The organism is Pseudomonas sp. NPDC087612 (assembly GCF_044743505.1).
GTDB lineage: Bacteria > Pseudomonadota > Gammaproteobacteria > Pseudomonadales > Pseudomonadaceae > Aquipseudomonas.
Genome location: NZ_JBIUWO010000006.1, coordinates 122,749 through 146,314 on the forward strand (window position 1 = coordinate 122,749; position 23,566 = coordinate 146,314).

Annotated in this window: 14 protein-coding genes; 6 read left to right on the forward strand and 8 right to left on the reverse strand. The window is 64.0% G+C overall.

Annotated elements, in window-relative coordinates:
- Nucleotides 1-7: 7 nt before the first annotated feature.
- The 5 genes from ACIOVF_RS14150 to ACIOVF_RS14170 all read right to left on the reverse strand — a co-directional run bounded on the left by ACIOVF_RS14150 (nucleotide 8) and on the right by ACIOVF_RS14170 (nucleotide 8,810).
- Entirely contained in the window at nucleotides 8-2,773 is a 2,766-nt protein-coding gene (locus ACIOVF_RS14150; RefSeq protein ID WP_401290170.1) for a malto-oligosyltrehalose synthase, read from the reverse strand.
- Nucleotides 2,770-4,842: a 4-alpha-glucanotransferase gene (gene malQ / locus ACIOVF_RS14155; protein WP_401290173.1), complete on the reverse strand. Its 2,073-nt coding sequence runs from the start codon at nucleotides 4,840-4,842 to the stop codon at nucleotides 2,770-2,772. The genes ACIOVF_RS14150 and malQ overlap by 4 nt, the downstream gene beginning before the upstream one ends.
- Nucleotides 4,835-6,613 (reverse strand): malto-oligosyltrehalose trehalohydrolase, encoded by a 1,779-nt coding sequence (treZ, locus tag ACIOVF_RS14160; protein WP_401290176.1) that lies wholly within the window; start codon nucleotides 6,611-6,613, stop codon nucleotides 4,835-4,837. Before treZ ends, malQ begins: the two co-directional genes overlap by 8 nt.
- Before the next feature lie 16 nt (nucleotides 6,614-6,629).
- Nucleotides 6,630-8,189 carry a glycogen synthase GlgA gene (glgA, locus tag ACIOVF_RS14165; RefSeq protein ID WP_045198548.1) on the reverse strand — a complete coding sequence of 520 codons (1,560 nt, stop codon included), beginning with the start codon at nucleotides 8,187-8,189 and terminating at the stop codon, nucleotides 6,630-6,632.
- Between the two features lie 453 nt (nucleotides 8,190-8,642).
- Entirely contained in the window at nucleotides 8,643-8,810 is a 168-nt protein-coding gene (locus ACIOVF_RS14170) for a DUF6026 family protein (protein ID WP_176794265.1), read from the reverse strand.
- Nucleotides 8,811-9,007: 197 nt separating this feature from the next.
- On the opposite strand from ACIOVF_RS14170, the gene gnd reads away from it, so the two are divergent.
- Genes gnd through ACIOVF_RS14185 form a run of 3 tightly spaced genes read left to right on the forward strand, consistent with a single transcriptional unit; the run spans nucleotide 9,008 to nucleotide 13,310 of the window.
- Nucleotides 9,008-9,991 carry a phosphogluconate dehydrogenase (NAD(+)-dependent, decarboxylating) gene (gnd, locus tag ACIOVF_RS14175; protein WP_123565969.1) on the forward strand — a complete coding sequence of 328 codons (984 nt, stop codon included), beginning with the start codon at nucleotides 9,008-9,010 and terminating at the stop codon, nucleotides 9,989-9,991.
- Nucleotides 9,988-11,490 (forward strand): glucose-6-phosphate dehydrogenase, encoded by a 1,503-nt coding sequence (zwf, locus tag ACIOVF_RS14180; protein ID WP_213601516.1) that lies wholly within the window; start codon nucleotides 9,988-9,990, stop codon nucleotides 11,488-11,490. Before gnd ends, zwf begins: the two co-directional genes overlap by 4 nt.
- A gap of 23 nt (nucleotides 11,491-11,513) precedes the next feature.
- Complete coding sequence (locus tag ACIOVF_RS14185; protein WP_401290181.1) at nucleotides 11,514-13,310, forward strand: glycoside hydrolase family 15 protein; 1,797 nt, start codon at nucleotides 11,514-11,516, stop codon at nucleotides 13,308-13,310.
- Nucleotides 13,311-13,563: 253 nt separating this feature from the next.
- Here the strand turns inward: ACIOVF_RS14185 and nhaB are convergent, their stop codons facing one another.
- Nucleotides 13,564-15,066 (reverse strand): sodium/proton antiporter NhaB, encoded by a 1,503-nt coding sequence (gene nhaB, locus ACIOVF_RS14190; RefSeq protein ID WP_093383671.1) that lies wholly within the window; start codon nucleotides 15,064-15,066, stop codon nucleotides 13,564-13,566.
- 158 nt (nucleotides 15,067-15,224) lie between these two features.
- Here nhaB and ACIOVF_RS14195 point away from each other — a divergent pair, with 158 nt between their 5' ends.
- Nucleotides 15,225-16,037, forward strand: a complete 813-nt coding sequence (locus tag ACIOVF_RS14195; protein ID WP_045198558.1) for a crotonase/enoyl-CoA hydratase family protein — start codon at nucleotides 15,225-15,227, stop codon at nucleotides 16,035-16,037.
- 33 nt (nucleotides 16,038-16,070) lie between these two features.
- Nucleotides 16,071-16,901 (forward strand): NAD(+) diphosphatase, encoded by an 831-nt coding sequence (gene nudC, locus ACIOVF_RS14200; protein ID WP_045198560.1) that lies wholly within the window; start codon nucleotides 16,071-16,073, stop codon nucleotides 16,899-16,901.
- On the opposite strand, the gene ACIOVF_RS14205 is transcribed toward nudC, so the two are convergent.
- On the reverse strand, nucleotides 16,869-17,648 hold the full coding sequence (locus ACIOVF_RS14205; RefSeq protein ID WP_401290186.1) for a TSUP family transporter: 780 nt from the start codon (nucleotides 17,646-17,648) through the stop codon (nucleotides 16,869-16,871). The two genes, nudC and ACIOVF_RS14205, sit on opposite strands and share 33 nt — an antisense overlap.
- Nucleotides 17,649-17,824: 176 nt before the next feature.
- On the opposite strand from ACIOVF_RS14205, the gene ACIOVF_RS14210 reads away from it, so the two are divergent.
- On the forward strand, nucleotides 17,825-22,729 hold the full coding sequence (locus ACIOVF_RS14210) for a dermonecrotic toxin domain-containing protein (protein WP_401290188.1): 4,905 nt from the start codon (nucleotides 17,825-17,827) through the stop codon (nucleotides 22,727-22,729).
- Nucleotides 22,730-22,790: 61 nt separating this feature from the next.
- Here the strand turns inward: ACIOVF_RS14210 and ACIOVF_RS14215 are convergent, their stop codons facing one another.
- Nucleotides 22,791-23,558, reverse strand: coding sequence for an SDR family oxidoreductase (locus ACIOVF_RS14215; protein ID WP_045198566.1), 768 nt, complete (start codon nucleotides 23,556-23,558; stop codon nucleotides 22,791-22,793).
- Nucleotides 23,559-23,566: the final 8 nt, after the last annotated feature.

Genomic DNA, 23,566 nt, shown 5'->3' on the forward strand with positions numbered 1-23,566 from the left:
TGAGGACTTAACGATGTTCAACGAACAGATTGACCGGAAACTCCTTGAGTGCAGTGCTCAGCCACAGCTCCTTTGAGGCTGTGACTGCGCCTGTGGCAAAAAGTCCCGAGCAATTGCCAGGCGACAAGGCAAACGGCAAAACCAGCCGGGTATCGTCCCAGTTCTGTGCCGGGATCAGCGGTAGCGGTGATTGGCCAAGCAAGCTGCAGGCCAGGCGCGGCACCACCACCACGGCGCGCTGTTCAGCGCTCACCCGGGCAAACGCCAGGACCCGCCCGGCGTGTCTGCCGCGCACTTCGATCGGCAGGTACTGACCGCGCAGGAACAGCTGCGGGGACTGCTGGCGCCACTCCAGCACCTGGTTGATCAACGCCTGTTTGACCCGGCCGCTGCGCCAGTCCTGGAGCAACTGCGCCGTTGTGGTGCCATCCGCCAGGGCCTGGCGCCGACCGGCAAAGTCCACCGCGCGGCGGTTGTCCGGGTCGACCAGGCTGAAGTCCCAGAATTCGTTGCCCTGGTACAGGTCGGGCACCCCGGGCGTGGTCATGCGCAGCAAGCACTGCACCAGGCTGTTGAGCGCGCCCGGGCAGGCGATCGCCTGCGCCGCCTCGGCCAGGGAATGCCGCAACTGCTGGCTGGCGCGCTCCAGCAGCAGGGTGTCGATGAAATCCAGGCAGGCCTGTTCATAGGCCTCGTTCGGGGCGCTCCAGCTGCTGCGCAACTTGGCTTCACGCAGGGCTTTGCGCTGCCATTGGCGCAGGCGCTCGGCATAGGCCTCAAGCGCCAACGGATTGTTCTCGTCAAGGTCCAGCGGCCAGCTGCCGAGCAGGGTCTGGTACAGCAGCAGCTCATCGCCTGCACCTGGCGCTTCGCCGTCGGCCAGGGTGCTGCGCAAGGGGCTGGCCAGCTCGCGCCAGTGTTCGACCCGGCTGGCAAACCAGCTGCTGCGTTCGCTGAGCACTGCCAGGCGCGCACGGCTGTCTTCGCCGCGCTTGTGGTCGTGGGTGGCGGTGGCCAGCAGGTTGTCCGGGAACTGCTCAAGGCGCGTGAGGCAATGTTGGTGAAAGTCCTCGACCGGGGCGCTGAAACGTTCGGCATCAAAACCTACGTCGTTACGCGACAGCAACAGTGCCGAGCGGTAGAAGGCCGTGTCTTCCACGGCCTTGGCGGCGGTGGGCGAGGTCAGTTGCTGAAAGCGCACGCAGGCGTGGCGCAGGTGCTTGCGCGGCCGGCCCGGCGGCAAGCGCCGCCAGGGCTCGCCGCCGAGCCAGCGCTGCAGGTAGTCGAGCACCGGCCAGTCAGCCTCGCTCAGGCACTGGCGGGCACCGCGCATGGCTTGCTGGAAGTACGCTTCATCTTCTGCCGGGCGCCCGCAGGCATTGATGTAGGTGCGGTACACCGGGTAGTGCTCGATCAGCGCCTGCAACGCCCGGCGAATGGCGCCCAAGGTCAGGTCGCGGCTCATCAGGTCGTCGCGGGCTACTTGCAACAGCGCCTGGGCCACCGACTCGAAATCGCCGGCCAGGCTGCCATTGAGGATTTGCTGGCGGGCCAGGCGCACTTCCTCGCTGAAGTCCGGGCGTTCGCTTAGCGCGCTCCATAGCGCCGCCAACTCTGCTTCGCCGTCTGGATCATGCTGCAGCAGCGAGACCTGGTTCATGAACTCGTAGCCGGTGCTGCCGTCGACCTGCCAGTCGCGGTGCAGCTGCTCGTCGGCGCCGAGGATCTTCTCGACATAGATCGGAAAGTGCTCCAGCGCTGCCTCCAGTGGGCGCTGGGCCAAGAGCCCGTCGACCCGCCGGCGCAGCTTGCGGCAGTAGCCGCGCGGATCGGCCAGGCCGTCGATGTGGTCGATGCGCAGGCCGTCGACCAGGCCGCGGCCGATCAGCTCGAAGACCTTGCTGTGGGTGGCCTCGAACACCGCCGCGCGTTCGACCCGCAGGCCGCCCAGCTCGTTGACGTCGAAAAAGCGCCGCCAGTTGATATCGTCGCCAGCGGTGCGCCAGCTGGCCAGGCGGTAGGACTGCCGTTCGAGCAGGGCGTGCAGGCGCGTGAAACCTTCGGGGCTGCGGCTGTCGAAGGCGCCGAGCACATCGTCCAGGGGCTGTTGGCGGGCCAGCGCTGCCAGTTCGGCCAGCAGCGGCCTGGCCTGCGCCGGGGCATCGTCAGCGCTGCGCAAGGCATTGAAGCGGCTGGCCAGTGTCTGCAGGGCTGCGCCACCTTCGGCGAGCACCAGGCCATAGTCGGCCGGGCAGATCGGAAAGCGGTGCTCGTGGTGCTGGATATGCAACTGGCCGGTTGCAGCGTCGAAGCGCAGCGGGATGTCGCCGCCTTGCAGCATCGCGCCGTAGTCACCGGCCAGAAACGGCAGCAGCAACTGACCTTCAAGCAGCGGGTCGGGCGAGTGCCACTGGATGTCGAAGAACTCGGCATAGCGGCTGCGCCGGCCCCAGGCCAGCAGGTCCTGCCACCAGGGGTTGTCGCTGCCGACCGCCATATGGTTGGAAACCATGTCGAGGATCAGGCCCATGCCGTGCAGGCGCAGCGCTGCCACCAGGCGCTCCAGTGCAGCTTCGCCGCCCAGATGCGGGCTGACCTGCCCGGGGTCGACCACATCGTAGCCATGGCGCGAGCCGGGGCGCGCGCGCAGCAGCGGCGAGGCGTACAGGTGGCTGATGCCTAAGCGGGCGAAGTAGGGCACCAGCGCCGCCGCCTGGTCGAGGCCGAAGTCAGCATGAAACTGCAGGCGCAGGGTCGCGGTCAGGGTTTTCACCGGTCACGCTCCCAGGCCTGTTCGCGGGCCTGCGCCAGCAGCTCCAGGCGCCGCGCCGCGTCCTCGTCGTCGAGCAGGCCGGTGGCCGGCAGGGCAAAGCGCCGGCGCCAGTTGGGGTGGCTGTCGATGGTGCCGGGCAGGTTGGGTTGCTCATCGACACCCAGCAGATCTTCCAGCGGTACCAGCACCAGCGGCGCGCGGGTATGGCCAAGGTAGCGGATGCTGGCATCGATCAGCGCGTCGCTCTCGGCCAGGGCCTGGCCGTAGTTCTGTTCAAGAATGCGCCGCAGGCCCTGGCGCTCGTGTTGGCGGCTGTCGCGCCAGTGCCGCTCGGTGATGCCGTCGATCAGGCTCAGGCGCTGGTTCCAGTCGATATCACGGGCCTGCAGCCAGCCGGCCAGTGGCGGCAGGTCATGGGTGCTGGTGGTGGCCAAGGCATTGTCGGGCCAGTCGAGGATGGGCTTGAAGTGGCCGGGCGGGTCTTGCTCGAACAGCAGCACGCGCATGCCGAGGATGGCCCGGGCGGCGAGCTTTTCACGCAGGCCTTCGGGCACAGTGCCGAGGTCTTCACCCAGCACGATAGCCCGGTGACGCACCGACTCCAGGCTCAGCAGGCGCAGCAGATCATCGAGCGGGTAGTGCAGGTAGGCTCCTTCGGCCGGGGTGGCACCCTGGGGGATCAGCCACAGCCGTTGCAAACCCATGACATGGTCGATGCGCAGGCCCCCGGCATGGGCAAAGTTGGCCCGCAGCATCTCGATGAACGCCCGGTAGCCGTTGCGTCGCAGGCCTTCGGGCGAGAAGGCGCAGATGCCCCAGTTCTGCCCGGCGCGGTTGAGTATATCCGGCGGCGCGCCGACATTGAGGCCGGCCAGCAGCTCGTCCTGGCGGCTCCAGGCCTGGCTGCCGGCGCCGTCGGCACCCACCGCCAGGTCGGCGATCAGGCCGATGCCCATACCATGACTGCGCGCCGCATCCTGGGCGCGTTGCAGGCTGCGTTCGATCAGCCACTGGCAGAAGGCGTGAAACTCCACTTCTTCGCTGTGCTGGCGAGCGAAGGCACTCACCTCGGGGCTGTGCGGGTCGTGCCAGGCCGCGGGCCAGTCGCGCCAGTCCTGGCCGATATCGCGCTTGAGCGCGTGCTCCAGCAGCACCTCGAAGCGGCAGTGGCGTTCCAGGGCGGGGCCGGCGTGCTGGCGATAGCTGTCGAAGTCGGCGAGCAGCGGGTGCTCGGTGGCGATGAAGTCACGGTACAGCGCACGCAGCAAACGCTGGCGAAACGATGCGGCCTGCGGCCAGTCGATCAGCGGCAGTTGTTCAAGCTGCTCCAGCGGGCCATGCAACTGGCAGGCTTCAATCGCCATGCGCACCGCGCGGTCCCCGAGCAGCGCCGCCGGGCTTGCATACAGGCTGTTGAGAAACAGCCGGCTGGAGGGCGAGTACGGGCTGTAGCGCTGGCTGTCGCTGGCGAACATGGCGTGCAGCGGGCTGATCGCCAGGGCATCGGCGCCGCGTTCGGCGGCGCTGCGTACCAGCGCTTCGAGGGCCAGGCAGTCGCCATAACCGCCATCGTCGGGGCGGCGCAGGCTGTACAGCTGGGCGCTCAGGCCCCAGCAGCGCGGGGTTGGCGTGTCGAGGGCGTCGGCGATGCTATAGCAGCGTACCGGCGCCACGGCCAGGGTGAACTGCTGGCGGTCGATCTGCACCTGGTGATAGCCGATCGGCAAGCCAGCGGGGAGCCTGGCCTGGTCATCCAGTTGCAACGGTTGTTCGCTGCCATCTTCAAGCAGCACCTGGCAGTCCATCGCTGCCGGGAAATAGCCAGACAGCTCCAGCGCCAAGCCGTGGTCAACCGTCAACAGCGGCGGCAGGTGGCGGGCATCGTGGGCGCGCAGCAGCGCCTGGATACTGGCTTCGATCGCCTCAACGCTGTCGGCCGGGTGGCCTAGGCCGGCCAGCACCCGCTGCAGCGCCGGGTCACTGACCCGCTGGGCGCGGCCGTTGGCGTCGATCCAGTCCACCGCCAGGCCCGCCAGTTCGGCCAGTTGCTGCAAGCGTGGGTCAGTCATGGGCAGGCTCCGCTGGAGTGGTCGGCAGCAGGCTGACCAGGGTGGTGTAGGGCGGCAATTGCGTGCTGCCGATGCAGCTTTCGCTACAGCTGAACAGGCGTGCAGCGTTGGCCGGCAGGTCGGCCACTTGCGCGGTCGGGCCAAGGTTGAGGTCAATACGCAGCTCGCCGCCGCGTTCGAGCTGCCAGCGCACCGTCAAGGCCTGCGGCCCCAGCACCCGGGCGCCGAGGGCATGGATGCCGGGCAGGTTGGGGACGATGTGGCGGGCGCGCAGGGCCAGTAATTGCCGGTACAACTGCAACCATGGCTGTTGGCTTGAGTGTGTTGGCCGCGGCCGCGAAGCGTCGAAGCTATCGAGGGCATTGGGGTCGGGAATCCGCGAGCGGGTGACGGCATCGGCGAAGTCGGCAAAACCGGCAAACTCGGCGCGCCGGCCTTCGCGTACGGCATCGGCCAGTTCATCGTGGTGATCGGTGAAAAACACAAAAGGTTGCTCGCAGCCCCATTCATCGCCCATGAACAGCAGCGGAATCATCGGCGCCAGCAGCAACAGGGTGGTGGCTGCGCGCAAGGCCTGGGGCGGGCACAGTTGGTTCAGGCGCTCGCCGAACGCGCGGTTGCCGATCTGGTCGTGGTTCTGCAGGAACAGCACGAAGGCCGTGGGGGGCAAATGCCCGCTGGGCTCGCCGCGGGGACGGCCGTTGCGGTCGGGCTGGCCCTGGAAGACGAAGCCCTGGCTCAGGCAGCGCGCGAGTTTTTCGATGGTCGACTCGCTGTAGTCGGCGTAGTACGCCTCCTGCTCGCCGGTGAGCAGCACGTGCAGGGCGTTGTGACCGTCGTCGTTCCACTGCGCATCGAAGCCCTGTTCAAGCAGGTGCGCCTGGTTGTGTTCGTTCTCAAGGGTCAGCCATACCTGACGCCCCGGGGTGATCTCGCTGCGCACCCGGCGCGCCAGTTCGGCAAGAAAATCCGGGTCGTCGATGGCGTGCACGGCGTCCAGGCGCAGACCGTCGACGCGGTACTCCTGCAGCCACATCAGGGCGTTCTCGATAAAAAAGTCGCGCACCTGGCGGCGGCGAAAATCAATCGCCGCGCCCCACGGGGTCTGGCGATCCTGGCGAAAAAAGCCACTGGCGTACTGGCCGAGGTAATTGCCGTCCGGGCCGAAGTGGTTGTAGACCACATCCATCAGCACCATCAGGCCATGGCCGTGGGCCTGGTCGATCAGTTCGCGCAGTTGCTCGGGGCTGCCATAGCTGTGCTGTGGAGCGAACGGCAGGACGCCGTCGTAGCCCCAGTTGCGCTCGCCGGGGAATTGCCCGAGCGGCATCAGCTCGATGGCGGTAATGCCCAGCTCGGCCAGGGCCGGCAAGCGCTCGATCACCCCGGCATAGCCGCCGCACAGGCCGACATGCAGCTCGTAGATGACCGCCTCAGGCCAGGGGCGCCCGCGCCAGTCGGGGTACTGCCAGCGGTAGGCTGCGGGGTTCAGCAACTGGCTGGGGCCGTGCACGCCGTCGGGTTGGTAGCGCGACGCCGGGTCGGCCACCGTGAGCGTGGCGTCGATCCGGTAGCGGTAGCGGTCACCGACCTTGCACGGCAGCTGGCCGACGAACCAACCGTCGGCCTGGGCCTGCAAGGGCTGGCGCGCACCGGCGTCGAATTCAACCTCCACCTGCTGTGCGTCCGGTGCCCACAGGGCAAACCGGGCGCTGTTGCTGTCCAGCATCACGGCCCCGTGGGTCGCGTGTTCCTGTGACCTCAAGGGCATACCTGCCATCTCCGCTTCAGCGTGGGGTTGCTCGGGCGTTTTCGACCAGCTCCTGATAAAGACGGGCATAAGGCTCGACGGCCTGGCACCAGTTGAACGGTTGGGTCATCGCCAGGCAGCGCATGGCATTGAGCAGGTTCTTCTTGCTGTACACGTAGAACGCCCGGCCCAGTGCTTCGCGGTAGCTGTCGACGGTCGATTCATCGAACAGAAAACCGGTGACGCCATTCTCGATGGTGTCGGCCAGGCCCCCGGTGTTGCGCGCCACCGGCAGCGAGCCAAAGCGCTGGGCGTACATCTGGCTCAGGCCGCAGGGCTCGTAGCGCGACGGCATGAGCAGGAAATCGCTGCCGGCGAACATGCGCCGGGCATCGGTTTCGTTGAAGCCGATGCGCACGCCGATCTGCCCGGGATGGCGCAGGGCAAGTTCGCGCATGGCCTGTTCTTCTTCCGGTTCGCCACGGCCGATGATCGCGATCTGGCCGCCCTGGCGGACGATGTATTCGGCCACCCCCAGGGTCAGGTCCAGGCCTTTCTGGTAGACCAGGCGCGAAACCACTGCGAACAGTGGCCCGTTCGAAGGTTGCAGGCCGAACAGCTCACGCACCTGGCGGCTGTTGGCAGCCTTGCCGTGCCAGTCGTTGAGGCTGAAGGGGTGATCCAGGTGCGGGTCGCTGGCCGAGTCCCAGCTCTCGTCGATGCCGTTGGGAATACCGCTGAGCAGGCCTTGCTGGGCTTTGCTGGCAAGGAAGCCATCCAGCCCGCAGCCGAACGAGGGCGTAGTGATTTCCCGGGCATAGGTGGCGCTGACCGTGGTGATGTGGCTGGAGTAGGCAAGGCCGGCCTTGAGGAACGACAGCTTGCCGTAAAACTCCATGCCTTCCTGTTGCAGGGCGTGGTCGGGGATCGCCAGTTCCGGGCAGCAGGCACGGCTGACCACGCCCTGGTAGGCCAGGTTGTGGATGGTGAACAGGGTCGGCGTCTGCAGGCCGCGCCAGTGCATGTAGGCCGGGGCCAGGCCGGCCGGCCAGTCGTGGGCGTGGACCAGGTCGGGCTTCCAGTGGACCATGCCTTCACCGGCGGCGATTTCTGCCGCGGCCAGGCCCAGGCGGGCAAAGCGGATGTGATTGTCGGGCCAGTCGCGACCGTTGTTGGCACCGTAGGGCGTGCCTTCGCGCTGGTACAGCTCGGGACAGATCAACACATAGATGACCAGGCCATCGGCCAGGTCCATGCGCCCGATCTTGCAGGGCGGCAAGGCCGCGTGGCCGCCCAGCTCGCCGACCAGGTGGATCGGGTTGTCGCTTTCCAGCACCTGCGGGTAACCGGGAATCAAGACGCGCACATCGTGCAGGTGACGCATGGCCCGTGGCAGCGCCGCCGAGACATCGCCCAGGCCGCCGGTCTTGACCAGGTCGGCGATTTCCGAGGTGACGAACAACACTTTGCGTTTATGTGAAGAATGTCTGGGGTCAGCACCCAGTGCCTTGGCTGTCGGCGTGAAATCCGCTGCAAGCGGTTCACGCGAATCCGGGGTGAATTGCTCTACATGAGGTTCGACAGCGGCACTGATCATACTTCTCTCCGTCCCTATGTTGTGCGGGCGTGGGCGCCCGTTGTTGTTTGTCTACCGATACTGTTCTCTGTGAGTGGTATTGCCTTGCCTTCCATGCCCCGCAGCCAAGCGCACAAGCGCTACGCAAGCCGGCGTCCTGCCGACGGCGTGGTGACGATATGGGGTGGGTGGGCCGCGTCCGTTGAAGCGGAATCGATGGCCTACTTAGTTCCTGACCTACCGCGATTGCAGAAGTTTCGACTATTTTAAGTCGAGTTTTCCGGGCGATGTCTGGCCGAATACCGAGTGTAGGAGAGAATTCGTGAAGAATGTGACCCGCTGGTCACTTTTGCTCGCAGGAACCTGCAGCAGCGCGGCTGCAGGTTGTGGCACAACGTTTCAGACGGCTTAGGCGGGAGAAATGCCGTCAAGCAGGGCAGAAAGCATCAGGTGCACAACCAACCGCGGGGACGCTCAGCTGCGCGCTGGCAACTGGCCGTCCTGGGCTTGCTGCAGAAGCAGACTGAGTTGGGCGACCTGTTGTTGCAACTGCTCGCGCTCTTCTTTAAGGCGACGCAGCTCGTCGCGGTGTACCGTCACGTAGAGGGTCTGGGCAGGCATTTTTGGCAGAAGGGTTCCCATTGCACACCTCGCATAGGGTGGTTCGTTTTTCTAACAGCGTAGCTGCTGGATCGGCGGCGATTCTGAATTCTTTTGCAGGCCTTGGGAACTTTTTTGTTTCTGGCTGTCTTGCCGTTCGTCGCTGAACCAAGCGCGCCAGGGCTGGACTAACCTTGAAGGCCTGAGGCGCTATTTTTCATTCCAGGGGAGCATCGCACATGCAATTGGGAATCGTGGGGCTGGGCCGCATGGGCGGCAATATTGCACGGCGCTTGATGCGTGGCGGGCACCGCATGGTGGTGCATGACCGCGATCGTCAGGCAGTGGAAACCCTGGTCAAGGAAGGCGCCAACGGCGCCCATGACCTTGGCGCGCTGGTAGGCAAGCTGGAGAAACCCCGGGCGGTGTGGGTGATGCTGCCGGCCGGTGAGCCGACCGAGCAGACCATCGCCCAGCTTGCTGACCTGCTCGACGCCGACGACGTGATCATCGACGGCGGCAATACCTTCTACAAGGACGACATGCGCCGCGCCGCCGAGCTGGGCAAGCGCAACCTGCACTATATCGATGTCGGCACCTCGGGCGGCGTCTGGGGCCTGGAGCGCGGCTACTGCATGATGATCGGTGGCGAGCAGGCGGTGGTCGACCGCCTCGACCCGCTGTTCGCCACTCTCGCCCCCGGGGTTGGCGACATCCCCCGCACCCGCGGCCGCCAGGGCCCGGCCGGGCGTGCCGAGCAGGGTTACATTCATGCCGGGCCCGCAGGTGCCGGGCACTATGTGAAGATGATCCACAACGGCATCGAATACGGCCTGATGCAGGCCTATGCCGAAGGGTTCGACCTGCTCAAGAGCAAGGGCAGCGATGCCGTGCCGGCCGAGCAGCGCTTTGACCTGAACCTGGCGGAAATCGCCGAAGTGTGGCGCCGTGGCAGTGTGGTCACCTCCTGGCTGCTGGATCTTACCGCCGACGCCCTGGTGGCCGACCCGCAACTGGGCGGCTACAGCGGCTCGGTGGCCGACAGCGGCGAAGGGCGCTGGACCATCGATGCGGCAGTGGAACAGGCGGTGCCGGTGCCGGTGCTGTCCAGTGCGCTGTTCGCCCGCTTCCGTTCGCGCCAGCAGCAGGGCACCTACGCCGACCGCATGCTGTCGGCCATGCGTTTTGGCTTTGGTGGCCATGTCGAGAAGAAAGCCGAATGAGCAAAACACAAATCGAAGCGGCCCCGCCTTGCAACCTGTTCCTGTTTGGTGCCAACGGCGACCTGGTCAAGCGCCTGTTGATGCCGGCGTTGTACAACTTAAGCCGTGATGGCCTGCTCGACAAGGGCTTGCGCATCGTTGGCGTCGACCACAACGCCGCCACCGACAACGAATTCGCCGCGCGCCTGCAAGCCTTCATGCGCGAACGCGACAGGGCCAGCGAAGGCGCCAGCAAGTGCCTGGATGACAAACTCTGGGCGCGCCTGGCCAAACGCATCGGCTACCTCACCGGCGATTTTCTCGACGAGGCCACCTACCAGGCCATCGCCGAACGCATCCGCAGCAACCCCAGCGCCAACGCGGTGTTCTACCTGGCCACCTCACCGCGCTTTTTCAGCGAAGTGGTGCAGCGCCTGGGCGCCGCTGGCCTGCTCGACGAAAGCGCCGGCTTTCGCCGGGTGGTGGTGGAAAAACCCTTCGGCTCGGACCTGGCCAGCGCCGAAGCGCTCAATGCCTGCCTGCTCAAGGTCATGAGCGAAAAGCAGATCTACCGCATCGACCATTACCTGGGCAAAGAGACGGTGCAGAACATCCTCGTCAGCCGTTTTTCCAACGGCCTGTTCGAAGCGTTCTGGAACAACCACTACATCGATCACGTGCAGATCACCGCTGCCGAAACCGTCGGCGTCGAAAGCCGCGGCGCCTTCTACGACAGTACCGGCGCCTTGCGCGACATGGTCCCCAACCACCTGTTCCAGTTGCTGGCGATGGTCGCCATGGAGCCGCCGGCGGCCTTTGGCGCCGATGCGGTGCGTAGCGAGAAGGCCAAGGTCATCGGCGCGATCCGGCCCTGGTCGAAGAACATGGCCCTGAAAAACTCGGTACGCGGCCAGTACAGCGCTGGCAAACAAGGGCGCAAGAAGGTCCCCGGTTACCGCGAAGAACCTCGGGTCGCGCCCGACAGCAACACCGAAACCTTCGTCGCCCTCAAGGTAATGATCGACAATTGGCGCTGGGTCGGCGTGCCGTTCTACCTGCGTACCGGTAAGCGCATGAGCGTGCGCGACACCGAGATTGCCATCTGCTTCAAGCCAGCGCCCTATGCCCAGTTTCGCGATACCGAAGTCGAGCGGCTCAAGCCCAACTATCTGAAGATCCAGATCCAGCCCAACGAAGGCATGTGGTTCGACCTGCAAGCCAAGCGCCCGGGCCCGGCCCTGGCCATGGAGAACGTTGAGCTGGGTTTTGCCTACAAGGACTTTTTCAAGATGCAGCCGTCCACCGGCTACGAGACGCTGATCTACGACTGCCTGACCGGCGACCAGACCTTGTTCCAGCGCGCCGACAACATCGAGAACGGCTGGCGCGCGGTGCAGCCGTTCCTCGATGCCTGGCAGGAGGGCGGCGAGGTGCAGCTCTATGCCGCCGGTGACAACGGCCCGACTGCGGCGGACGAACTGCTGACCCGCGATCGGCGGGTCTGGCACCCGATTGGTTGAGGGTTCACGCACAAGGGGGATGAATGCCGGGTTTGATCGAAGACTACGCCCTGCTGGGTAACTGTCGCAGCGCCGCGCTGGTAGGCCGCGACGGCTCCCTGGACTGGCTGTGCCTGCCCAGGTTCGACTCCCCGGCGGTGTTTGCCGCCTTGCTCGGCAATGAAGAAAACGGCCGCTGGCGCCTGGCGCCGAGCGAGCCTTTGGTGCAGGTCAGCCGTGAATACCTGGACGGCACCCTGATCCTGCACACCACCTTCACCACCGCCAGCGGCCGTGCGCGCCTGATCGACTGCATGCCCCTGGCTGAACACAACAGCGTGCTGCGCCTTGTCGAGGGCCTGGAAGGCGAAGTGCCGTTCGAGATGGACCTGGTGATGCGCTTTGACTATGGCAACAGTGTGCCTTGGGTCGAAAAGGCCGAGCCGCTGGTGCTCTCGGCGGTGGTTGGCCCCGACCGGCTGATACTGCGCAGCGGCGCCGCCACCCAGGCCCTGGATCACCACACCGGCAGCCGCTTTACCGTCAAGGCCGGCCAGCGCCTGGCCTTCAGCCTGAGCCACCAGGCGTCACACCTGCCATTGCCTGCAGCGTTCGATGCCGAGCAAGCTTTGCAACGGACCCGGGAGCAGTGGCAGCAGTTTTCGTCGCGCTGCCCGGACGTCGGCCCCTGGACGGCGCTGGTCAAGCGCTCACTGCTTACCCTCAAGGCCATGACCTACGCGCCCACCGGCGGCATTGTCGCGGCGGTGACCACCTCGTTGCCCGAGCGCCTGGGCGGTGAGCGCAACTGGGACTACCGCTATTGCTGGCTGCGTGATGCGACCATGACCTTGCTGGCGTTCATGAACCTTGGTTACTTCGAAGAGGCCCAGGCCTGGCGCGAATGGCTGCTGCGCTCGGTGGCCGGCAACCCCGAGCAGATGCAGATCATGTACGGCCTGGCCGGCGAGCGGCGGCTGGCGGAGTATGAAGTGCCGTGGCTGGCCGGTTATGAAGGTGCACAACCGGTGCGTATCGGTAATGCCGCAGCGTTGCAGCACCAACTGGATATTTATGGCGAGGTCGCCGATGCCATGAGCCAGGCAATTCGTGGTGGCCTGCCGCGCCACCCGCGCAGCGCGGCGATTGCCCGGTTGATCATGCCGTACCTGGAAAAAACCTGGCAGCAGCCGGACGAGGGCATCTGGGAGGTGCGTGGCGGGCAGCAGCACTTCACCCATTCCAAAGTCATGGCCTGGGTGGCCTTCGACCGCGCTGCCGGCTTGAGCGATACCACCGAAGAAGGTCAGGCGCGCGCCGGGCATTACCGTCAGGTGGCGGCCAGGATTCACCGGCAGGTGTGTGAACAGGGCTTCGATGGGCAGCTGGGCTGTTTCGTCCAGGCTTATGGTTCGACCGAAATGGATGCCAGCCTGCTGCAGATTGCCCTGACCGGCTTCCTGCCGGCGGATGATCCGCGCTTTCTCGCCACCCTTGCGCGCATCGAGCAGCGTCTGCTGCGCAATGGCCTGTTGCTGCGCTATGACAGCGACAGTGGCTGCGATGGGCTGACGCCGGGGGAGGGGACCTTCCTGGTCTGTTCGTTCTGGCTGGCGGATGTCTATGTGCTGCTGGGGCGGGAGGAGGAGGCCAGGACCTTGTTCGAACGTCTTGCGGCCCTGTGCAACGACGTCGGCCTGCTGGCCGAGCAGTACGACCCGCTGGGCCGGCGCATGCTCGGCAATTTCCCCCAGGCTTTCAGCCATATCGGCATCATCAACACCGCGCTGAACCTGCACCGCGCCCAGTGCCCGGTGCGCGACCGGGCGCAATGTGGTTAAAGGCATCGCGAGAGCCTGACTGGATTGCGCTGCGCGCTCGATCGCTGGCAAGGCCACCACAGGTTCGGTGAATGTAGATCCACTGTGGGAGCGGGCTTGACCCGCGATGCGGCCGGTGCAGTCAGCACATCAGTTGTGGCTAAATTGCGACCGCTTCGCGCTCGATCGCTGGCAAGCCAGCTCCCACAGGTTCAGTGCATGCAGACCCATTGTGGAGCCGGCGTTGCCGGCGATGAGGCCCGTGCAGTCAGCATTACAACCAGTAAGTCACCGCCCACCACCCCAGCCCACCCATGACCACGGTATAGGGCAGCGCCATCCACACCATGCGCCCATACGACAGGCGAATCAGCGGCGCAATCGCCGAGGTCAGCAGGAACAGGAATGCCGCCTGGCCATTGGGCGTGGCCACGCTCGGCAGGTTGGTGCCGGTGTTGATCGCCACCGCCAGGGTCTCGAAGTGTTCACGGCTCATGCCGCCGTTGACAAACGCCTGCTTGACCTCGGTGATATAGATGGTGGCGACGAACACGTTGTCGCTGATCGCCGACAACAGGCCGTTGGCGATAAACAGCATGCCCGGCTGCTGATCGGCCGGCAGCGCCAGTACCCACTGGATCAGCGGGGTAAACAGCTGCTGCTGGTGGATCACCGCGACCACGGCAAAGAACACCACCAACAATGAGGTGAACGGCATGGCGTCCTGGAACGCGCGGCCCAGGCGGTGTTCGTCGGTGATGCCGGTAAAGGCGGTAATCAGCACGATCACCAGCAGGCCGATCAGGCCGACTTCGGCCACGTGCAGGCCCAGGCCGATGATCAGGATCAGCGCCGCCAGGCCTTGCACCACCAGTGCGGCACGTTGCTGGGTGGTGCGCTGAGCGTCGTCTTCGGCGGCATAGGCGGCCAGCACCTGGCGCACGTTGTCCGGCAGCAGGGTGCCGTAGCCGAACCAGCGCAGTTTCTCCAGCAGCACGCAGGTGACCAGCCCGGCGGCCAGTACTGGCAGCGACACCGGCGCCACCTTGAGGAAGAACTCGGCAAAGTGCCAGCCCATTTCGTGGCCGATCAGCAGGTTCTGCGGCTCGCCGACCAGGGTGCACACGCCGCCCAGGGCGGTACCCACGGCGCCGTGCATCAGCAGGCTGCGCAAGAATGCGCGAAATTGCTGCAGGTCTTCGCGGTGCAGGTGGGCGACGTGCTGGTCGCTGTCCAGGTCCGAGTCTTCCCGTGGGTTGGCGCCGGAAGCGACGCGGTGATACACCGAGTAAAAGCCGACCGCCGCGCTGATGATCACCGCCGTCACCGTCAGCGCATCGAGAAACGCCGAAAGAAAGGCCGAGAGAAAACAGAACAGCAAGGCCAGCAGGGCCTTGGAGCGCACGCCGAGAAGAATCCGCGAAAACACGAACAGCAGCAGGTCCTTCATGAAGTAGATTCCGGCGACCATGAACATCAGCAGCAGGATCACCGGAAAGTTGTGCTGCAGCTCTTCATACAGCGCTTGCGGCGTGGTCATGCCCAGCAGCAGGGCTTCGACCATCAGCAGGCCGCCGGGCATCAGCGGGTAGCACTTGAGCGCCATGCCGAGGGTGAAGATGAACTCGATCACCAGCACCCAGCCGGCCACCACCGGGCCGAGGGTGAACAGCAGCAGGGGATTGAGCAGCAGGAACAGGCACAAGGTGGCCTTGTACCAGCGCGGCGACTGGCCAAGAAAATTGTGGGCCAGGGCGCCGGCCAGGGAGCGGGACATGAAAATGTATCCTTATGATTCAACAGCTGGGCAAAGTGCCGCATGTGCGAACGGAGATCAAGGTAAAAGTCCCGGTTTTGGCACAAGCGCGGCCTTGGCGCCGACGGGCACCTTGTTATAGTCCTGCGATCAACCTCGCCGCCTTCAAGGAGAGCACCGTGACTGACTACCAAGCGTTCAAGGTCGAACTGAACAACCGCATCGCCCACGTGCAGATCAACCGCCCGGAAAAGTACAACGCCATGAACGCGGCGTTCTGGAGCGAAATCGTCGAGATCTTCCGCTGGATTGATGAAACCGACGAAGTGCGCGCGGTGGTCATCAGTGGTGCCGGCAAGCATTTTTCTTCCGGCATCGACCTGATGCTGCTGGCCTCGGTGGCCAACGAACTGGGCAAGGACGTCGGCCGCAACGCGCGCCTGCTGCGCCGCACCATCCTGCGCATGCAGGCCTCGTTCAATGCCGTGGACAACTGCCGCAAGCCGGTGCTGGCGGCGATCCAGGGGTACTGCATCGGCGGCGCCATCGACCTGGTCTCGGCCTGCGACATGCGTTACTGCAGCAGCGACGCGCAGTTCTCGATCAAGGAAGTCGACATGGGCATGGCCGCCGACGTTGGCACCCTGCAGCGCCTGCCACGGATCATCGGCGACGGCATCATGCGCGAACTGGCCTACACCGGGCGCAATGTCGCCGCCGACGAAGCCCAGCGCATCGGCCTGGTCAACCGTGTGTTTGACAGCCATGAGGCACTGCTTGACGGAGTCTTTGCCATTGCCGCCGAAATTGCGGGAAAATCTCCCATTGCCGTGGCCGGCACCAAGCACATGATCAGCTACATGCGCGATCACCGCATCGACGATGGCCTGGAGTACATCGCCACCTGGAACGCCGCCATGCTGCAATCCACCGATCTGCGGGTGGCGGTTGCCGCCCACATGAGCAAACAGAAACCCGAGTTCGCCGACTGACCCCCGGCGGCGAACCCCGCAAGGAACCGGCACATGTCAGCGCGTTGGACCACCGCAGTACTGGACACAAACCTCACCGGCGGCTGGGCGGTCGCCCGCAGCCGCGAGGGATTTCTGGTCGATGACAACGGCGCGCTGTTCCCGCGTGACTGGCTCAAGCGCCAGGCGCTGGACGTGCTTTGCGAGCACGGCATCGGCCATTTCGATGGCCAGCCGGTGTTCCTTCTGGAGTTGCGCAGCCCGCAGGCGGTAGCCGGCTGCAGCTGGCGCGGCTTGCGTCAGTTCATGCTCGAAGGCGACTTCGAGACCTACAAGATTCTTGGCTATGCCGCGCAGATCGGCACCTGGGCCCGCGAGCACCGCTTCTGTGGCAGTTGCGGCCAGGCCATGGAGCAAATCCACTGGGAGCGGGCGATGTACTGCGCGCCGTGTGATTTACGCAGCTACCCGCGCATCTCGCCGAGCATGATCGTGCTGATCAGCCGTGGCGACGAAATCCTCCTGGCCCGTTCACCGCGCTTTGTCAGCGGCGTCTACAGCACCCTGGCAGGCTTCGCCGAGCCTGGCGAATCGGCCGAAGACTGCCTGGTGCGCGAAGTGCGCGAAGAGGTGGCGATCGAGGTGCAGAACATCCAGTACGTCGGCAGCCAGTGCTGGCCGTTCCCCCATTCGATGATGCTCGGTTTTCATGCCGAGTACGCCGGCGGCGAAATCGTCATGCAGCCGGACGAGATCGAGGACGCCCAGTGGTTTCGCGTCGATGCGCTACCGCCGTTGCCGGCGGGGCGTTCGATTGCGCGCTATCTGATCGACCTGTACGTGGCCCGCCGCCTAGGCCTGGCCGAACCAGTGCTGCCACGCTAGGCGCACGGTCAGCGCCAGCACCACGGTGATGAACACCGGGCGGATGAACTTGCTGCCGCCGCTGATGGCGGTGCGCGCGCCGAAGAACGCGCCGACCATCAGTGCCGAGCCCATCGACAGGCCCACCAGCCAGTCGACCTGGCCGGAGAAGATAAACACCGACAGCGCTGCGGCGTTACTGACGAAGTTCATGCTGCGCGCCACGCCGCTGGCCTTGACCAGGTCGATGGGGTAAAGCAGCAGCGTGCTGACGGTCCAGAACGCGCCGGTGCCTGGGCCGGCCACGCCGTCGTAGAAGCCCAGGGTGAAGCCCTGGGGGATCTGCCACTTGTTTTTCACCGGCGCATCGGCATCCAGCGGCGCCTTGGGCGTGCCGCCGAACAGCAGGTACACGCCACACAGAAAGACGATCACCGGCAGCATCTTGTTCAGCCATTCGGCCGGCAGGTAGTGGGCCACCACCGCACCGATCAGGGCACCGATAAAAGTACCGACCAGGGCATGACGCCACTGCCGTGGGTGGAACAGTTTGCGCCGGTAGTAGGTGAAGCCGGCGGTGGCCGAGCCGAAGGTCGAGCTGAGCTTGTTGGTGCCCAGCACCAGGTGCGGTGGCATGCCGGCGGTGAGCAGCGCCGGGGTGGTGAGCAGGCCGCCACCGCCGGCAATGGCATCGATGAAACCGGCAACGAAAGCGACGGCGGCAAGAATCGCCAGGGTGATGGGGTCTACGCTGAGTTCGAAAGGCATGGCGTGGGCTTAACAGGACGCGCGTCGGCAGGCGCAAGGCCGCCATGTTAAACGCAAGCGTTTGCGCTGCCCAGTGCAACCCGGGTACTGAACAACTATCTATGTGATCGGCGCTGCCTGCCTCTGATGAACTGAAGGTTCTCCTTCAATCAGAGGCATCTGTGATGTCATCGCTAATGAACAATTCCCCTGCGCCATCGTTGCCGTATGCCGGGATCGGTTACATTCCGTCGTCGTTTTCACCCCTTGAACAGGAAGGGTTGCCCCAATGGCTGCAGACTGCCGATCCGGCCAAGCGCCTGCGCCTGATGCGCATACGTGAAGAGGGCCGCACGCTGCGCCGTGAGCTGACGGCGACAATCAGTAAGTTGCAGACCCTGTATGAGTTTTGTCGACCCCAGCTTGAGAAAATGGCTGGTAAAAGTTATGGCGAAGTGGTCGACACCGTAAATGGCACGTTTCTGGTGTTCAAACCCCAGTCAGATACATTACCTAATGATCTGGATGAGGTGCTGCTGAGTCAGCGCTCAATGTACGAAGCCGCCTTGCAGAATTTCAATCAAGCGCAACTACTGCAATTGGCTCGCAACCCCTACATCAAGCTGGCCGTACCCACGGAGTTCGATCTTTTTGCTGGCTTCACCGGCAAGGATCGGAACGCCTGGAGTAGCATCATATCCATCGTGTGTTACGCCGATGAGGGTATTGCCTATGCGTTGCGCGTTCGTTCCCTGGATATGGGCAAACAGTATCAGGAGTATTTAACCCGTGAGCTGGCTGCCGATTCCCTGGCGCAGGTCAAATGTGTCGCTGCGATGAATGTCCTGGCCGAGGAGCTGGCGATTGCCGATATCAAGGGCCTGCTGAGCAGTGCCGCTAACGTGATCGTCAACGCGTTCATCAACGGAGCGGCACGCGATGACCGCCATGGCAGTCAGATCCGTCATACCCTCAATGACGGTATCTCCCCCTACGATTATGCCGAGGAGTGGTCGCTGCACCTGCTGGGCGATGTGGCACTCAGTGAAATTCTGGTGTTTGGTGCCGACAAGCCTCAGTCGCCCTGTGTTGCCTTTGTACCGGGACATCCCCAGCAGCCATTGAAGGAGTACCCCTCCCGTTCAGCGTTCCTGAACGATCTGCAGATACAGCTGACTTCTAGCGATTTTCAGGCTTTTTTTCGCCGTTTCGTACCAATGGCCAAATGGTCCAGCGTGTTTGACGCGTTGCAGGAGCCCGACGAGTACACACGCAACAAGCGCTTGAATCTGCGCACCGAATCGCTGGGCAAAGGTTTGAAGGCACACTGGTACGAGCAAATGTGCCGCAGGCTTGGCGACGATGCCAGGTATCTGGCGGTGCCCACGGCGTTGGTGGAGGGCCGCACGAAAACGTTTGCCCCCATCCCTTATTTTCTCGAGGCTACTCAGCAGCACCTGATGTTCGGTGCCGGGGTCGGATTTCAAGCCGAGGAAGAGGACGAAGGCCAGGCCCCTTCGGATTTCGTCAAGCCATGGCGCTGGGTGATCCTGCCCAACGGCCGTTACGGGCGTTGGGCCAGCAACCTGAGCAGCTATACCTTGCCGCCCAAGTTGCAATTCGATCCGCCCAATAGCCAAGGCATCATCCACTCGTCTCTGGGGCGGGCCATCCGTATCAATGGCCGCAGCTATTTGATCAAATTCGATGCCAGTATTGGTAAAGAGCGCTTATACCTGGATTCCGAAGCACGTACTTATAACCCGATCCTCGAACACAACGGCGCGGGCAGTTGGCATCACAGCCTGGAGCGGCCCGAACGGTGGGGGCGGCTATCGCTACTGCGTCGCCTGGGGAGCTGGCTGGACGACCTGGGTGATGACGACCTGATGCTGGCGGCGCGCCTCAGTGGTGTCACCAATACCACCTTGCGCAGGGTGTATAGCAATGACGATGCGCCGCCTGCATTGCTGGTGTGGACGATTGGCCAATTGCGGCGGGTGCGCAAGACCGAATCGCTGCTGACTCTGGTCAAGGACGGGCGTGTGGTGCCTGCTGAGTACGAGGTGCCAGAGCTGGCAGAATTTCGTGCGTTGTATACGGTCACCGAGACTCAGGTACCCCGGCCACGACGCAGCCCACAACCGGACGATGATAACGCTTATTGCGGCCCTGACTGCGGCACACCGCCGGCGGTGCTATTTCTGGAATGGTACGACAGGCTGTTTCGTGCATTCCTGGCGCGTAGCGAGACCGCGCTGCAACTGCCTGAGCCGGCGCAAGTGGCTTCCGATGTACAGCTCGGCGAGCTTGTCCAGCACTACCCGAACCTGCCTGTGCAGATGCTTGACGAGCTGATTGTCCAGTCCTCACCGGCAGTTCTGGAACGTCTTGCCCGCGGAGTCCTTGACCTGAACCTGTTCGAGCGTTCACGCCGGGCCTGGAACGCCTATCGGCTGACGCGGACGCTGATGGGCTTTCGCGCGCCGGTTCAAGCCGACATTAATACCCGTACACTGGCGTTCGAATTGTTACCGGCCTTGCCCGGCTGGCACTCGGACCTGAACCTGGCGATGTACCCCGGGGATGTGCGCAGAACCACGCCCAGGCGCCTTGCCCAGGTGCCAGGTGCAGCGTCCTGGGGGCTGGGGAGCGGCGGCCCGTTCAGCTACGAAGTGGTTCAACTGCAGGGCGAACGTTACCTTGAAAGCCGTTTCCACGTTGATTTCTATGCCGCATTGCTGGATCTGATGGGGCCGGCGCAGCGCCAACGCCTGGGGTTGGGTACGAACGAGACTGCACGACTGCGCGACCTGCTGTATGAACTGGCTGTTAGCCAGCCGACGCGCTCCCAGGCCTTGCTCGGCATCGAACGCCCACGGGTTACCTTGCATCCGCATGGATCCGAGCGCCGCGCCCGGGCGATGGCGGGAACGGGTGGGCGCTTCGAGCGCGAGAGCAGCATCGAACGCTTGCAGTTGATGTTCCCTCGGGCATCTGAGAGCCATATACAACATATTCTTGACCAGGTGACACGACAGGGGCCAACGGTCGTTGACGCACTCAATCGTCTGGAGGACGCGCGACTGCGCCTGGACGGTGCGCTGCGGGCCTGGGTCGGGGCCACCACTGTGTATGGGACGGGTTTTGCTGCGCGCCGCCGAGGGCATATTGCCGAGCAGTTGCTCAACGCCCTGGACCCGACCGTCACTGTGCTCGAGATCAACGATGCGTTTGTCGACAGCCTGCCCGCATTGCCGCTGGAGTTCGACGCCATACAGCGCCTAACCCTTAACCTGCCGAGCATGGATACCCTGCCTGGCAGCTTTATCGCGCGCTTTGCGAACCTGCGCGAACTGCATCTGACGGCCAGGATAGACAGCTTGCCAAACGGCCTGACCGATTTGCCGCAGCTGCACACGCTGTCCTTGATAAACGCGCACATGCGTGCAGAGGACTTGAGGCCGATCGGCCTGCTTTCGCAGCTAAGGGAACTGAACATCATCAATCTGTGGCCAGCGGCAAGTCCTAGCCAAACCTTCACCTGGTACGCCGAAGATATGGCGGCCATCGCCCGTTGCCAACATCTGCAGCGATTGGTGCTCCGGGACTGCCAGGCGTGGTTCGAGGGCGATGTGATCGGTGCGCTAACGCCACTTCAACATCTGACCTATCTTGACCTGTCCGGCAACGCGTTCACGCTGTATGGGGAGAATGTTAGCGGGCTCGTTCATCTGCGCCACCTGGATCTGAGTCGCACGCCACTGCACGACGCAATCGATGTCAGGCGCATGAGTGAGTTGCGTTGCCTGGACCTGCATTACTCGTACGCCGCTTGGCCGCTAGGCCTGGAAGGCCTGACGCACATCGAGCGCGCCAACCTTGAGGATGTCAATCTGCTGAGCGTGGCTGCTGGTGCTGGCCGTGTGCCTGGGCTGCGTCTGTCGGTTCACGGGCTCAATCCCACGGACCGCGAGCGATTGCTTTCGGAACTGGCGCAAGTGAATAACCTGTCAGGGGCGATTTATGGTGAAGTCCGCCTGTCACGCGTCATGATGGGCGAGTCAACAAGTGAATCCGAGGAGGAAGTTAGTGGTGGAGAGGGCGACGAAAACGTTCTGCTCGAGGGCTTGTCGACGCAGGAGCGGAGTCTGGCGCAGGAATTGATTGACGCGGACAGTAACGGCAGTCGTGCGTTCTTTGCGTTGATGAACACGATACTGTCGCGAACGCCAGCGGATGAGCGCGAAGAGGTAACCAGACAAGCCCACTCGATCATCCTGCGCATGTTCGATGAAACCCGGCGCGAGGAGTTCTACCGCGTAGCACTGGACCTGGGCTGCATAGATTCTGCAGTGCAGCGTTTTTCCGACCTGCTGGGGCTGGCAGAAGCGGATCGGGTGGTGGCCACTACCTCCGGTGATGCCCGCCCCGCGCTGATTGAACTGGGCCTGTCGCTGTGGCGGGTTCGCAGCCTGCGCGAGTCTGTGGCCAGGCGCTATCGCGATTGGTGGGCACAACGCCCTAATCCCGACGGTCAACCGGACTATGCCGAAATCGAGTTGTATATTCGTATCGCGTTGACGGCCCGGCTACGCTTGCGCCACCAGCCCAGACGCCAGGCCAATGCCGGCATGGTGACATGGATGACCCGTTCGATGGCGGATGAGGTCGAGACCGATGTGCTGACCACGCAGGCTCAGGATTTCCCGGTTGCCTTGAGCGACCAGCCGTTCTGGCAGGAGCACCTGGTTGCGCAAGAGTGCGCTCCCTGGAGCTACGAGGTTGAATCGGCGCTGCAGGAATTGGCCGTTGGTGAAGGGCTGCCACGCACATTGGGCGAGTCGGCACGTACCCGGCTGGAGCAACTCTTGACTCAGGCCCGCAAAGTCATTGCCGAGCGTGATGAGGTGCCGGTGAGTTCCGGGCCGCTGGTGCTGGACAACGAAGATCATCGGCTGCAGGCGTTCAACCTGATGCCGGCATTGATCCAGTTGTCCAGGGTCGAATACACCCGGCAGGTAGTCAGCGAGTACTTTGCCCAGGGCGTCCCGACACAAAGCCCGCAGCCGGGGCCTTCGGGTGTACAGCGCAAGCCCTGATCGGCAAAAGCATCGAGGCATGAAGAAAGGGGCCTGAGCCCCTTTCTTTTACGGCCAGCCCTTAGCTCAGAAAGCCACCGTCGACATTTAACGCGACGCCAGTGGTGTAGCTCGATGCGTCGCTGGCCAGGTACAGCACCGCGCCGGCCATCTCTTTCGGGTCGGCCACGCGCTTGAGCGGGATCTGCTGCAGCGCGGTGTTGAGGATCGCATCGTTCTTGACCAGCGCCGAGGCGAATTTGGTATCGGTCAGGCCTGGCAGCAGGGCGTTGCAGCGGATACCGAACGGCGCGCATTCCTTGGCGAAGACCTTGGTCATGTTGATCACCGCCGCCTTGGTCACCGAGTAGATGCCCTGGAAGATCCCCGGCGACACGCCGTTGATCGAGGCAACGTTGATGATGCTGCCGCCACCGTTGTCGCGCATCAGCTTGCCGGCTTCCACCGACATGAAGAAGTAACCGCGGATGTTGACGTCGACGGTCTTCTGGAAGGCGCCAAGGTCAGTGTCCAGCACGTTGCAGAACTGCGGGTTGGTGGCGGCGTTGTTGACCAGGATGTCCAGGCGCCCGAACTGTTCGCGAATGCCGGCGAAGACCTGGCTGATCTGCTCCATCTCGCCGATGTGGCAGGCAACCGCGGTGGCCTTGCCACCGGCGGCGATGATCGCTTCGGCAACCTGCTGGCAACCCTCGAGCTTGCGGCTCGAGACGATCACATGGGCGCCTTGCTGGGCCAGCAGGTGGGCGATGGCTTCGCCGATGCCGCGGCTGGCGCCGGAGACGAAGGCGACTTTGCCGTCGAGGTCGAACAGGTGGGTCTTGGACATGGTCTTTT